Source organism: Pseudomonas sp. YQ_6, assembly GCF_043103245.1.
GTDB classification, from domain to species: domain Bacteria; phylum Pseudomonadota; class Gammaproteobacteria; order Pseudomonadales; family Pseudomonadaceae; genus Aquipseudomonas; species Aquipseudomonas alloputida.
Window position 1 is genome coordinate 41,156 of the sequence record NZ_JBICJR010000052.1, and the last position, 12,841, is coordinate 53,996.

The following is a 12,841-nucleotide window of genomic DNA, read 5'->3' on the forward strand; positions in this document are numbered from 1 at the left end:
AGGAACTATCATGTCCCAAGTCAACATGCGCGATATGCTGAAGGCCGGTGTGCACTTCGGCCACCAGACCCGTTACTGGAACCCGAAAATGGGCAAGTACATTTTCGGCGCGCGTAACAAGATCCACATCGTCAACCTGGAAAAAACCCTGCCAATGTTCAACGACGCTCTGTCGTTCGTAGAACGCCTGGCCCAGGGCAAGAACAAGATCCTGTTCGTCGGCACCAAGCGTTCCGCCGGCAAGATCGTCGCCGAGCAAGCAGCTCGTTGCGGTTCGCCGTACGTTGACCACCGTTGGTTGGGCGGCATGCTGACCAACTACAAGACCATCCGCGCTTCGATCAAGCGTCTGCGCGACCTGGAAACCCAGGCCGAAGACGGCACTTTCGCCAAGCTGACCAAGAAAGAAGCCCTGATGCGCTCCCGCGACCTGGAAAAACTGGATCGCAGCCTGGGTGGCATCAAGGACATGGGCGGTCTGCCAGACGCTCTGTTCGTTATCGACGTTGATCACGAGCGCATCGCGATCACCGAAGCCAACAAACTGGGTATCCCGGTTATCGGCGTTGTCGATACCAACAGCAGCCCGGAAGGTGTTGACTACATCATCCCAGGTAACGATGACGCCATTCGCGCTATCGAGCTGTACATGACTTCGATGGCTGACGCAGTCATCCGCGGCCGCAACAACGTTGCCGGCGGCACCGAAGTTTACGCTGAAGAAGCGGCTGCACCTGCTGCTGAGTAATAGGCGCTAGCGTCTACTTGGCACGCAAAAAGGGGGCTTTGCCCCCTTTTTGCCACCTTGAAATCCTGCTGTCAGCATCGGCCCCGCATCATGGGCCTGCTGAAATGAAAACAGCGGATTTGCAGAATTGAACGCCCGTGATTGACGGGTGGAATGGTTGAAAAACTTTCCAAGAGGATTTTGAAATGGCAGCAATTACTGCAGCGCTGGTAAAAGAACTGCGCGAGCGTACCGGCGAAGGCATGATGGATTGCAAAAAGGCCCTGGAAAAGGCCGGCGGCGACATCGAGAAAGCCATTGACGACATGCGTGCCTCGGGCGCCATCAAGGCCGCCAAGAAGGCTGGCAACGTCGCTGCTGAAGGCGCTATCGCCGTCAAGACCGACGGTACATCCGCCGTCCTGCTGGAAGTGAACTCGCAGACCGACTTCCTGGCCCTGCAAGACGACTTCAAGAACTTCGTGGCCGAAAGCCTCGAAGAAGCCTTTGCCCAGAAGCTGACCGACGCCGCTCCGCTGATCGCCTCGCGTGAAGCTGCTCGTGAAGCCCTGGTTGCCAAGTGCGGCGAGAACGTCAACATCCGTCGCCTGGTGCGCGTTGAGGGTGACGTTGTCGGTGCCTACCTGCACGGCAACAAGATCGGCGCTGTCGTCGTTCTGAAAGGCGGTGACGTGGAGCTGGCGAAGAACATCGCCATGCACGTTGCAGCTTCGAACCCTGAGTTCCTGGATTCGTCGGAAATCTCAGCCGAGGCCATCGAGCGCGAGAAGAATGTCTTCCTGCAGCTGAACGCCGACAAGATCGCCGGCAAGCCGGAAAACATCGTTGAGAACATGATCAACGGTCGTATCACCAAGTTCAAAGCCGAAGCCTCGCTGAAAGAGCAAGCCTTCGTCATGAACCCGGAAGTCAAGGTTGGCGAGCTGGCCAAGAAAGCCGGTGCTGAAATCGTTTCCTTCACCTACTTCAAAGTAGGCGAAGGCATCGAGAAGCCAGTCGACGACTTCGCTGCTGAAGTTGCCGCTCAGGTCGCTGCTGCCAAGCAGTAAGACAGCCCCGTCTGTCGCCCCAAAGAGGCTGCCCGCTCACGCGCGCAGCCTCTTTGTCAAAACGGGGAGGGGTTTATACGACTCCCTCTTCGCTGGCACCGAAGCGGTGCCACGCTACAGTTAGCAGGCTGCAAGCAGCCCGCACGAATTTTCTAAAAGTACGCCGCAGGAGAGACTCGCAATGGCTCAGCAGGTGAGTGGTCGCCAACCTCGCTATAAACGCATTTTGCTCAAACTTAGCGGCGAGGCCCTGATGGGCTCGGAAGACTTCGGGATCGACCCGAAAGTGCTGGATCGCATGGCGCTTGAAGTTGGCCAGTTGGTAGGGATCGGCGTCCAGGTCGGCCTGGTGATTGGTGGTGGCAACCTGTTCCGCGGCGCCGCGCTCAGCGCTGCCGGCATGGACCGCGTCACGGGTGACCACATGGGGATGCTGGCTACCGTGATGAACGGCCTGGCCATGCGCGATGCGCTGGAGCGCTCGAACATCCCGGCCCTGGTCATGTCGGCCATTTCCATGGTGGGTGTCACCGATCATTACGATCGCCGTAAAGCTATTCGTCACCTCAACTCCGGGGATGTGGTAATTTTCTCCGCCGGTACCGGCAACCCGTTCTTCACCACCGACTCCGCGGCCTGCCTGCGCGCCATCGAAATCGATGCTGACGTGGTGCTGAAGGCGACCAAGGTCGATGGTGTGTACACTGCCGATCCATTCAAGGACCCGCATGCCGAGAAATTCGATCACCTGACCTACGATGAGGTTCTGGATCGCAAGCTGGGTGTGATGGACCTGACCGCAATCTGCCTGTGCCGTGACCACAAGATGCCATTGCGGGTATTCAACATGAACAAGCCTGGCGCCCTGCTGAACATCGTGGTGGGTGGCGCTGAAGGCACACTGATCGAGGAAGGCCAAGCATGATCAACGACATCAAGAAAGACGCGCAGGAGCGCATGGGCAAGTCCATCGAAGCCCTGTCCCGCAACCTGGCTGCAATCCGCACCGGTCGCGCTCACCCAAGCATCCTGGACAGCGTCAAGGTTACCGCCTGGGGTAGCGAAATGCCGCTGAACCAGGTCGCCGCGATCACCGTCGAAGATGCCCGCACCCTGAAGATTGTCGCTCACGACAAGAACCTCAGCGCTGCCATCGAAAAGGCCATCCTCACCTCCGATCTGGGCCTTAACCCGTCCAGCGCCGGTACCACCATCCGTGTGCCGATGCCGGCCCTGACCGAGGAAACCCGCAAGGGCTACACCAAGCAGGCCAGCGGTGTTGCCGAGGATGCCAAGGTGGCCGTGCGCAACGTGCGCCGCGACGCCCTGGCTGACCTGAAAAAGCTGACCAAGGACAAGGAAATCAGCGAAGACGAAGAGCGTCGCGCCGCGGACGAGATCCAGAAGCTGACCGACAAGTTCGTCGCCGAAGTGGATGCTGCCTTCAAAGCCAAGGAAAAGGACCTGATGGCCGTCTAAGGCCGGGGTTTTTTAATGGAAAAGACCAAGCCAGCGGCGCCGTCCTCGGTGCCGCGTCATGTCGCGATCATCATGGATGGCAACAACCGCTGGGCGAAAAAACGCCTGCTGCCCGGCGTGGCCGGGCACAAGGCGGGTGTGGATGCCGTTCGCGCGGTCATCGAAGTCTGTGCCAAGTCCGGGGTCGAGGTACTGACCCTGTTTGCCTTCTCCAGCGAGAACTGGCAGCGCCCTGCCGAAGAGGTCGGTGCGCTGATGGAGTTGTTCTTCTCGGCGCTGCGCCGTGAGGCCAAGCGCCTTGACGAGAACAATATCAGCCTGCGCATCATCGGCGACCGTTCGCGTTTCCATCCTGAGCTGCAGGCCGCCATGCGCGAGGCCGAGGCAGTGACCGCTGGCAATAACCGTTTCATTCTGCAGATAGCAGCCAACTACGGTGGTCAGTGGGACATCGCCCAGGCTGCCCAGCGGCTGGCGCGGGAAGTGCAAGCCGGGCACCTGCGCCCGGAAGACATCACCCCGGGGCTGCTGCAGACCTGCCTGGCAACCGGCGACCTGCCATTACCGGACCTGTGCATTCGCACCGGTGGCGAGCACCGCATCAGCAATTTCCTGTTGTGGCAGCTGGCCTATGCCGAGTTGTACTTCTCCGACCTCTACTGGCCGGACTTCAAACACGAGGCCATGCGCAATGCCCTGGCCGATTTCGCTTCGCGCCAGCGCCGCTTCGGTAAGACCAGCGAGCAGGTCGAGGCTGGAGCTCGTGCTTAATGCTTAAACAACGCATCATTACTGCGCTGATCCTGCTGCCGGTCGCGCTGGGTGGTTTCTTCCTGCTCAATGGCGGGGATTTCGCCCTGTTCATCGGCTTCGTAGTGACCCTCGGTGCCTGGGAGTGGGCGCGCCTTGCCGGGCTGATGGCCCAGCCCCTGCGCATTGCCTATGCAGCGGTGGTCGCGGGGGCGCTGATGCTGCTGTACATCCTTCCGGAGCTGGCACCCTGGGTGCTGGGCGCTGCCGTGATCTGGTGGGGGCTGGCCACTTGGCTGGTGCTTACCTACCCGCGCAGCGGCGACCTGTGGGCCAGTGCTGCCTGTCGGTTGTTGATCGGCCTGCTGGTGTTGCTTCCGGCCTGGCAAGGGTTGGTGCTGCTCAAGCACTGGCCCTTGGGAAACTGGCTGATCCTGTCCGTCATGGTGCTGGTGTGGGCCGCCGACATCGGTGCGTACTTCTCTGGCCGGGCATTCGGCAAGCGCAAGCTGGCTCCACAGGTCAGTCCGGGCAAGAGCTGGGAAGGCGTGTACGGTGGCCTGGCGGTCAGCCTGTTGATTACCCTGGGTGTCGGCATCAGCCGCGACTGGGGCTTTGGTCAGATCCTGCTGGGCCTGTTGGGCGCTGCGTTGCTGGTGATGTCCTCGGTGGTCGGTGACCTGACCGAGAGCATGTTCAAGCGTCGCTCCGGTATCAAGGACAGCAGCAATCTGCTGCCCGGGCATGGGGGGGTGCTCGATCGCATTGACAGCCTGACTGCGGCAATCCCGATATTCGCCGTGCTGTTGTGGGCTGCCGAATGGGGTGTGATGTGAGTCGCCCGCAGCGTATTACCGTACTCGGGGCCACCGGTTCCATTGGCCTTAGCACGCTGGATGTGATTGCGCGTCATCCTGACCGTTATCAAGCGTTCGCCCTCACAGGCTATTCGCGCATCGACGAGCTGTTGGCGCTATGCGTGCGTCATCGTCCGGCATTTGCTGTGGTGCCGAGCACTGAGGCGGCGGTGAGGTTGCGTGCGAGTCTGGCTGCGGCCGGTTGCACCACCGAGGTGCTGGAAGGTGAGGCCGGGCTTTGCCAAGTGGCGTCGGCCGCTGAAGTGGATGCAGTGATGGCAGCCATTGTCGGTGCTGCCGGCCTGCGCCCCACGCTGGCGGCAGTCGAGGCAGGCAAGAAGGTGTTGCTGGCCAACAAGGAAGCACTTGTGATGTCGGGCGCGCTGTTCATGGAGGCGGTGCGGCAAAAGGGTGCGGTGCTGCTGCCGATCGACAGTGAACACAACGCTATCTTCCAGTGCATGCCAGGCGACTATGCCCGTGGCCTGAGTGCCGTCGGTGTGCGCCGGATCCTGCTTACCGCGTCCGGCGGGCCGTTCCGCGAAACGCCGGTCGAGGCGCTGATGGACGTGACCCCGGAGCAAGCCTGTGCGCACCCCAACTGGTCCATGGGGCGCAAGATCTCCGTGGATTCGGCCAGCATGATGAACAAAGGCCTCGAGTTGATCGAAGCCTGCTGGTTGTTCGATGCCGTGCCGTCCAAGGTTGAGGTGGTGGTGCACCCACAGAGCGTAATCCACTCGCTGGTCGACTACGTGGACGGTTCGGTACTCGCGCAGTTGGGCAACCCGGACATGCGTACGCCGATCGCCAACGCGTTGGCTTGGCCGGAACGGATCGATTCCGGGGTTGCCCCTCTGGATCTGTTCGCCATCGCCCGTCTGGATTTCCAGGCGCCCGACGAACAACGCTTCCCTTGCCTGCGCCTTGCGCGGCAGGCTGCCGAGGCTGGCAATAGCGCGCCTGCCGTGCTCAATGCGGCCAACGAAGTCGCGGTCCAGGCATTTCTTGAACGGCGCATCCGCTTTCCGGAGATCGCGGGTATGATCGAACAGGTACTCGACCAGGAACCGGTCGTACCGCTGCCGTCGCTGGATGCGGTGTTTGCCGCCGATCAGCGTGCCCGGGAGCTTTCCCGTGAGTGGCTGAGGCGTCACGGCCGCTGATGCAGCCCCGCCAAGGTTCGTGAGGGGGCTGGGCAGGATGCCGGCCCGCTGAACATCATTCGGAGATGGACATGACAGCGCTCTACATGATTATCGGCACCCTCGTGGCGTTGGGTGTGTTGGTCACTTTCCACGAATTCGGTCACTTCTGGGTGGCGCGCCGCTGCGGCGTCAAGGTGCTGCGTTTCTCAGTGGGTTTCGGCACGCCGCTGCTGCGGTGGCATGATCGCCACGGCACCGAGTTCGTTGTTGCGGCCATTCCTCTGGGTGGCTACGTCAAGATGCTCGACGAGCGCGAAGGCGATGTGCCGCCGGCGCTGGCCGGGCAGTCGTTCAACCGCAAGTCGGTGCGCCAGCGTATTGCGATTGTCGCGGCAGGCCCGATCGCCAATTTTCTGCTGGCTATCCTGTTTTTCTGGGTGCTGGCGATGCTGGGTACCCAGCAAATCCGCCCGGTTATCGGCGCGGTCGACAGTGGCAGCCTGGCAGCATCTGCGGGGCTGACCGCAGGTCAGGAAATCGTTTCTGTTGATGGCAAGCCGACCAACGGTTGGTCGGCGGTCAATTTGCAGCTGGTTCGTCGTCTGGGCGAGAGCGGTACCTTGCAGATTGGCGTGCGCGATGAGGGCGCCAGCGCCGAGCGTCAGTTGCAGGTCAAGCTGGACAATTGGCTCAAGGGCGCCGACGAGCCGGACCCGATTCAATCCCTGGGGCTGCGTCCTTGGCGACCGGCGATCACACCTGTGCTGGCCGAGATCGATCCGAAGGGGCCGGCTGCCGCTGCGGGCCTGAAAACCGGTGACAAGCTGCTGGCTCTGGATGATGTGGCAGTGACCGAATGGCAGCAGGTTGTCGACCGCGTACGCGCCCGCCCGGATGCCAAGGTCGTGGTGCGAGTGGAGCGCGATGGCGCTGCCCTGGAGCTGCCGGTGACCTTGGCCCGCAAGGGAGAGGGCAAGGCAGTCGGTGGCTATCTTGGCGCGGGCGTCAAAGGTGGCGAATGGCCTGCCAACATGCTCCGCGAAATCAGCTACGGCCCGCTGGATGCGGTGGGTGAGAGCTTGTCGCGTACCTGGAACATGAGCGTCCTGACCCTTGAATCGCTGAAGAAAATGCTGTTCGGGGAGCTCTCGGTAAAAAACTTGAGTGGACCGATAACCATTGCTAAAGTGGCGGGCGCTTCAGCCCAGTCCGGCGTGGGGGATTTCCTGAATTTCCTGGCCTACCTGAGCATAAGCCTGGGGGTTCTTAACCTGCTGCCCATTCCAGTACTGGACGGGGGGCATTTGCTGTTTTACCTGGTCGAGTGGGCGCGCGGTCGTCCGCTGTCGGATCGGGTGCAAGGTTGGGGGGTTCAGATCGGTATCAGTTTGGTCATAGGGGTGATGTTGCTCGCCCTGATCAACGATCTGGGTCGACTATAAAGCTTCGCTCAATTGCGAACCTGCCGTTCTGTGACGGCAGGTTGTTTATTGCCAGTTGGAATAAAAGGACTTCATGAAACGTCTGCTGCTAACTGCGGTCATGTCCGCACTGATGATCGCTGAAGTTCACGCCGAGTCCTTCACCATCTCCGATATTCGCGTCAACGGCCTGCAGCGGGTTTCCGCTGGCAGTGTGTTCGGTGCCTTGCCGCTGAACGTTGGCGACCAGGCCGACGACCGCCGCCTGGTGGACTCGACTCGTTCCTTGTTCAAGACCGGGTTCTTCCAGGACATCCAGTTGAGCCGCGATGGCAATGTGCTGATCATCAACGTGGTCGAGCGCCCGTCGGTGTCGAGCATCGAGATTGAAGGCAACAAGGCGATCAGCACCGAAGACCTGATGAAGGGCCTGAAACAATCGGGCCTGGCCGAAGGCGAGATCTTCCAGCGTGCCACCCTCGAAGGTGTGCGTAACGAGCTGCAGCGCCAGTACGTGGCCCAGGGGCGCTACTCGGCCGAGGTTGACGCCGAAGTAGTGCCACAGCCGCGCAACCGTGTGGCGCTGAAGATCAAGATCAACGAAGGCACCGTCGCCGCCATCCAGCACATCAACATCGTTGGCAACAACGTATTCGATGACGAGACCCTGGGGCAGCTGTTCGAACTGAAGACCACTAACTGGTTGTCGTTCTTCAAGAACGACGACAAGTACGCCCGTGAAAAACTCTCCGGTGACCTGGAGCGCCTGCGTTCCTACTACCTGGACCGCGGCTATATCAACATGGACATCGCCTCCACCCAGGTGTCCATCACGCCGGACAAGAAGCACGTCTACATCACCGTCAACATCAACGAAGGCGAGAAATACACCGTTCGCGACGTGAAGCTGTCCGGTGACCTCAAGGTGCCGGAAGACCAGGTCAAGTCGCTGCTGCTGGTGCAGCCGGGCCAGGTGTTCTCGCGCAAGGTGATGACCAGCACGTCCGAGCTGATCACCCGCCGTCTGGGTAACGAAGGCTACACTTTCGCCAACGTCAACGGCGTGCCGCAACCAAACGATCAGGATCACACGGTCGATATCATGTTCGTGGTCGACCCGGGCAAGCGTGCCTACGTCAACCGCATCAACTACCGCGGCAACACCAAGACCGAGGACGAAGTGCTGCGTCGCGAAATGCGCCAGATGGAAGGCGGCTGGGCGTCGACCTACCTGATCGACCAGTCCAAGACCCGTCTTGAGCGCCTGGGCTTCTTCAAGGAAGTCAACGTCGAGACCCCGCAGGTGCCAGGCACCGACGACCAGGTCGACGTCAACTACAGCGTCGAAGAGCAGGCCTCGGGTTCGATCACCGCCAGCGTCGGTTTCGCCCAGAGCGCCGGCCTGATCCTGGGTGGTTCGATCAGCCAGAGCAACTTCCTCGGTACCGGTAACAAGGTATCCATCGGCCTGACCCGTTCGGAATACCAGACCCGTTACAACTTCGGCTTCGTTGATCCCTACTTCACCGCCGATGGCGTCAGCCTGGGCTACAATGCCTTCTACCGCAGCACCGATTACGACGACCTCGACGTCGACGTTGCCAGCTATGCGGTGGACAGCTACGGTGCCGGCGTCAGCCTGGGCTACCCGATCAGCGAAACCTCGCGCCTGACCTACGGCCTGAGCGTGCAGCAGGACAAGATCAAGACCGGCAAGTACACCGTTGACGAGATCTTCGACTTCCTCGAGCAGGAAGGTGACAACTTCCTGAACTTCAAGGCCTCGATCGGCTGGTCCGAGTCGACCCTGAACAAAGGCGTACTGGCCACCCGTGGTCACTCGCAAAGCCTGACCCTGGAGTCCACCGTTCCGGGCAGCGACCTGTCGTTCTTCAAGCTTGACTACCGTGGCCAGCTGTTCAAGCCGATCACCAGCGACTACACCCTGCGCCTGCATACCGAGCTGGGCTATGGTGATGGTTACGGTAGCACCTCCGGTCTGCCGTTCTACGAGAACTATTTCGCAGGTGGTTTCAACTCCGTCCGTGGCTTCAAGGACAGCAGCCTGGGCCCGCGCAGTACCCCGAGCATCGGCGAGGCCGCAGGTGGCAAGCCAGGCACCATCGCCGACCCGGATCAGGATCCGTTGCCGTTTGGTGGTAACGTGCTGGTACAAGGCGGTGCCGAGCTGCTGTTCCCGCTGCCGTTCGTCAAGGACCAGCGTTCACTGCGCACTTCCGTGTTCTGGGACGTGGGTAACGTGTTCGACACCAATTGCGGCAACAAACCTGATTGCGAGAAGGTCGGATTCTCGGGCATGGCCAGTTCGGTCGGCCTGGGCGTGACCTGGATTACCGCACTGGGCCCGCTGAGCTTCAGCCTGGCAATGCCGGTCAAGAAGCCGGACGATGCCGATACCCAGGTGTTCCAATTCTCTCTGGGCCAGACCTTCTAAGGTCGGCCCTTGCTTAATGACAACGGTTTATCCAGGAGTGCATCGTGCGTAAATTGGCTCAATTGGCCGTAGTGGCCGCGGCGCTGGTCGCCACCCCGGCTTTCGCCGAAATGAAGGTTGCCGTCCTGAACTACCAGATGGCCCTGCTCGAGTCGGATGCTGCCAAGAAGTATGCGGTTGATGCCGAGAAGAAATTCGGTCCGCAACTGACCAAGCTGAAAAGCCTGGAAAGCAGTGCCAAGGGCATCCAGGACCGTCTGATCAAGGGCGGCGACAAGATGCAGCAGCAGGAGCGTGAGCGCCTGGAGCTCGAGTTCAAGCAAAAGGCCCGCGATTTCCAGTTCCAGTCCAAGGAACTGAACGAAGCCAAGGCCGTTGCTGATCGCGACATGCTCAAGCAACTGAAGCCGAAGCTGGATGGTGCTGTCGAGGAAGTGATCAAGAAGGGCGGCTACGACCTGGTCCTCGAGCGTGGTGCGGTCATCGATGTCAAACCTCAGTACGACATCACCCGCCAAGTCATCGAGCGCATGAACCAAGCCCGTTGATATGAGTGTGACCATGACGCTAGGCCAGCTGGCCGAGGTACTCGGAGCTACCCTAAAGGGGCCCGAGGCGCTGCAGATTACCGGGCTGGCCACCTTGCAAGAGGCTGGCCCGACGCAGTTGAGCTTCCTCGCCAACCCGCAGTACCGCAAGTACCTGGATAACAGCCAGGCCGGCGCGGTGCTGCTCAAGGCTGCGGATGCCGAAAGCTTTGCCGGCAATACCCTGATCGTGGCGGACCCGTACCTGGCTTACGCGCGGATTTCCCACCTGTTCGATCCCAAACCCAAGGCTGAGGCGGGAATACATCCCAGCGCCGTGGTGGCGGAAGATGCCCAGGTGGACGCCAGCGCCAGCATCGGGCCGTTCGCGGTCATCGAAAGTGGTGCGCGCATCGGCGCCAACGTCAGCATCGGCGCACACTGCTTCATCGGTGCCCGCTGTGTGGTCGGTGAAGGTGGTTGGCTGGCACCGCGGGTCACGCTGTATCACGACGTGACCATCGGTAAGCGTGTGGTCATCCAGTCGGGTGCCGTGATCGGCGGCGAGGGCTTCGGCTTTGCCAACGAGAAGGGCATCTGGCGCAAGATTGCACAGATCGGCGGCGTCACCATTGGTGATGACGTGGAGATCGGCGTCAATACTGCTGTTGACCGTGGCGCGCTGTCCGACACCCGGATCGGCGACGGGGTCAAGCTGGATAACCAGATCCAGATCGCTCACAACGTGCAGATCGGTGATCACACTGCCATGGCCGCTTGCGTCGGAATCTCCGGCAGCACGCGCATCGGCAAGCACTGCATGCTGGCCGGTGGTGTGGGGCTGGTTGGGCACATCGATATTTGCGATAACGTTTTCGTTTCCGGAATGACCATGGTTACCCGTTCGATCACTGAACCGGGTTCCTATTCTTCCGGCACTGCCATGCAGCCGCTGGCTGACTGGCGCAAGAGCGCCGCGCGTATCCGCCACCTGGACGACATGGCCAAGCGTCTCCAGCAGCTGGAAAAACGCGTCGATACCGTGACCTCAGGTGGCCTGCCGACATCAGAAGGCTGATACCATTCCCTGAGCAAGAGTGAACAGTCGCTAGCTGGCTCCTCTTTGGATTGCAAAAGGAGCGTGTGGTCAGCACCTGCGCTCCCTATTCTTATTACAGGCTTCCCCACCGAAATGATGGACATCAACGAGATTCGCGAATACCTGCCTCACCGCTACCCGTTCCTGCTGGTAGACCGTGTGACGGATCTGGACTTCGAGGCCCAGAGCATTCGTGCCTACAAGAATGTCAGCATCAATGAGCCGTTTTTCAATGGCCACTTCCCGGCACACCCGATCATGCCGGGTGTCCTGATCATCGAAGCCATGGCCCAGGCGGCCGGCATCCTTGGTTTCAAGATGCTCGATGCCAAGCCGGCCGATGGCACCCTGTACTACTTTGTCGGTTCCGACAAACTGCGTTTCCGTCAGCCGGTTCTGCCGGGTGACCAGCTTGTGCTGGAAGCCAAGTTCCTCAGCCGTAAAAGCATGATCTGGAAGTTCGAGTGCCGCGCCCTTGTCGATGGCAAGCCGGTCTGCTCGGCAGAAATCACCTGTGCGGAACGCTCCCTATGAATTCGATTGATCCTCGGGCCATTATCGATCCGTCGGCCAAGCTGGCCGACGGCGTCGAGGTCGGCCCTTGGTCGATCGTTGGCCCTGATGTAGAAATCGGGGAGGGCACCGTTATCGGCCCGCATGTTGTGCTCAAAGGCCCGACCCGCATCGGCAAGCACAACCGTATCTTTCAGTTTTCCTCGATCGGTGAAGACACCCCGGACCTTAAGTACAAGGGTGAGCCGACGCGCCTGGTGATCGGTGATCACAATGTGATTCGCGAAGGGGTGACCATCCACCGCGGTACTGTTCAGGACCGTGCGGAAACCACCGTGGGCGACCATAACCTGATCATGGCCTATGCCCACATTGGCCACGACAGCGTCATCGGCAACCACTGCATCCTGGTCAACAATACGGCGTTGGCAGGTCATGTACATGTGGGTGACTGGGCGATCCTGTCCGGTTACACCCTGGTGCACCAGTACTGCCATATTGGCGCCCACGCGTTTTCCGGCATGGGCACGGCCATTGGCAAGGACGTACCGGCCTTCGTTACCGTGTTCGGCAGCCCGGCCGAAGCCCGCAGCATGAACTTCGAGGGTATGCGCCGCCGCGGTTTCAGCGACGAGGTGATCCATGTGCTGCGTCGTTGCTACAAGATTGTCTACCGTCAGGGCCTGACCGTCGAAGACGCGCTCAAGGAGCTGGCCGAACCGGCCACGCAACACCCTGAGGTCGAGCTGTTCCGTCAGTCGATCCTGAGCTCCGCTCGCGGCATCACGCGCTGAT

At 60.6% G+C, this 12,841-nt stretch carries 13 protein-coding genes; all 13 read left to right on the forward strand.

Translation table 11 applies throughout. From position 1 onward, the window contains the following. The first annotated feature begins 10 nt into the window (after positions 1–10). The 13 genes from rpsB to lpxA all read left to right on the forward strand — a co-directional run bounded on the left by rpsB (position 11) and on the right by lpxA (position 12,840). On the forward strand, positions 11–748 hold the full coding sequence (rpsB, locus tag ACF8FG_RS16730; protein ID WP_003252287.1) for a 30S ribosomal protein S2: 738 nt from the start codon (positions 11–13) through the stop codon (positions 746–748). A gap of 185 nt (positions 749–933) precedes the next feature. Then, positions 934–1,797 (forward strand): translation elongation factor Ts, encoded by an 864-nt coding sequence (gene tsf / locus ACF8FG_RS16735; RefSeq protein WP_003252290.1) that lies wholly within the window; start codon positions 934–936, stop codon positions 1,795–1,797. A gap of 181 nt (positions 1,798–1,978) precedes the next feature. Beyond that, on the forward strand, positions 1,979–2,722 hold the full coding sequence (gene pyrH, locus ACF8FG_RS16740; protein ID WP_003252294.1) for a UMP kinase: 744 nt from the start codon (positions 1,979–1,981) through the stop codon (positions 2,720–2,722). Next, positions 2,719–3,276, forward strand: a complete 558-nt coding sequence (gene frr, locus ACF8FG_RS16745) for a ribosome recycling factor (protein ID WP_003252296.1) — start codon at positions 2,719–2,721, stop codon at positions 3,274–3,276. The genes pyrH and frr overlap by 4 nt, the downstream gene beginning before the upstream one ends. A gap of 15 nt (positions 3,277–3,291) precedes the next feature. Continuing rightward, entirely contained in the window at positions 3,292–4,047 is a 756-nt protein-coding gene (gene uppS, locus ACF8FG_RS16750) for a polyprenyl diphosphate synthase (protein WP_010952675.1), read from the forward strand. Continuing rightward, entirely contained in the window at positions 4,047–4,862 is an 816-nt protein-coding gene (locus ACF8FG_RS16755; protein ID WP_014592141.1) for a phosphatidate cytidylyltransferase, read from the forward strand. Before uppS ends, ACF8FG_RS16755 begins: the two co-directional genes overlap by 1 nt. Beyond that, positions 4,859–6,049: a 1-deoxy-D-xylulose-5-phosphate reductoisomerase gene (ispC, locus tag ACF8FG_RS16760; protein WP_119713353.1), complete on the forward strand. Its 1,191-nt coding sequence runs from the start codon at positions 4,859–4,861 to the stop codon at positions 6,047–6,049. The genes ACF8FG_RS16755 and ispC overlap by 4 nt, the downstream gene beginning before the upstream one ends. Before the next feature lie 71 nt (positions 6,050–6,120). Next, on the forward strand, positions 6,121–7,473 hold the full coding sequence (rseP, locus tag ACF8FG_RS16765) for an RIP metalloprotease RseP (protein ID WP_026031852.1): 1,353 nt from the start codon (positions 6,121–6,123) through the stop codon (positions 7,471–7,473). A 73-nt stretch (positions 7,474–7,546) separates the two neighbouring features. Continuing rightward, positions 7,547–9,907 carry an outer membrane protein assembly factor BamA gene (gene bamA, locus ACF8FG_RS16770; protein WP_014592138.1) on the forward strand — a complete coding sequence of 787 codons (2,361 nt, stop codon included), beginning with the start codon at positions 7,547–7,549 and terminating at the stop codon, positions 9,905–9,907. A 44-nt stretch (positions 9,908–9,951) separates the two neighbouring features. Further along, positions 9,952–10,455: an OmpH family outer membrane protein gene (locus tag ACF8FG_RS16775; protein WP_003252311.1), complete on the forward strand. Its 504-nt coding sequence runs from the start codon at positions 9,952–9,954 to the stop codon at positions 10,453–10,455. Between the two features lies 1 nt (position 10,456). Further along, positions 10,457–11,512, forward strand: a complete 1,056-nt coding sequence (gene lpxD, locus ACF8FG_RS16780) for a UDP-3-O-(3-hydroxymyristoyl)glucosamine N-acyltransferase (RefSeq protein WP_014592137.1) — start codon at positions 10,457–10,459, stop codon at positions 11,510–11,512. A gap of 114 nt (positions 11,513–11,626) precedes the next feature. Further along, complete coding sequence (fabZ, locus tag ACF8FG_RS16785) at positions 11,627–12,067, forward strand: 3-hydroxyacyl-ACP dehydratase FabZ (protein WP_003252314.1); 441 nt, start codon at positions 11,627–11,629, stop codon at positions 12,065–12,067. After that, a complete protein-coding gene (gene lpxA, locus ACF8FG_RS16790) occupies positions 12,064–12,840 on the forward strand; it encodes an acyl-ACP--UDP-N-acetylglucosamine O-acyltransferase (protein ID WP_010952681.1) in 777 nt (258 codons plus the stop codon). Before fabZ ends, lpxA begins: the two co-directional genes overlap by 4 nt. Position 12,841: the final 1 nt, after the last annotated feature.

Excerpts from the sequence above, each read along its gene's own strand:
- rpsB (WP_003252287.1), top strand. The coding sequence starts at position 11 with ATGTCCCAAGTCAACATGCGCGATATGCTGAAGGCCGGTGTGCACTTC.
- tsf (WP_003252290.1), top strand. The coding sequence starts at position 934 with ATGGCAGCAATTACTGCAGCGCTGGTAAAAGAACTGCGCGAGCGTACC.
- pyrH (WP_003252294.1), top strand. The coding sequence starts at position 1,979 with ATGGCTCAGCAGGTGAGTGGTCGCCAACCTCGCTATAAACGCATTTTG.
- frr (WP_003252296.1), top strand. The coding sequence starts at position 2,719 with ATGATCAACGACATCAAGAAAGACGCGCAGGAGCGCATGGGCAAGTCC.
- uppS (WP_010952675.1), top strand. The coding sequence starts at position 3,292 with ATGGAAAAGACCAAGCCAGCGGCGCCGTCCTCGGTGCCGCGTCATGTC.
- ACF8FG_RS16755 (WP_014592141.1), top strand. The coding sequence starts at position 4,047 with ATGCTTAAACAACGCATCATTACTGCGCTGATCCTGCTGCCGGTCGCG.
- rseP (WP_026031852.1), top strand. The coding sequence starts at position 6,121 with ATGACAGCGCTCTACATGATTATCGGCACCCTCGTGGCGTTGGGTGTG.
- bamA (WP_014592138.1), top strand. The coding sequence starts at position 7,547 with ATGAAACGTCTGCTGCTAACTGCGGTCATGTCCGCACTGATGATCGCT.
- lpxD (WP_014592137.1), top strand. The coding sequence starts at position 10,457 with ATGAGTGTGACCATGACGCTAGGCCAGCTGGCCGAGGTACTCGGAGCT.
- fabZ (WP_003252314.1), top strand. The coding sequence starts at position 11,627 with ATGATGGACATCAACGAGATTCGCGAATACCTGCCTCACCGCTACCCG.
- lpxA (WP_010952681.1), top strand. The coding sequence starts at position 12,064 with ATGAATTCGATTGATCCTCGGGCCATTATCGATCCGTCGGCCAAGCTG.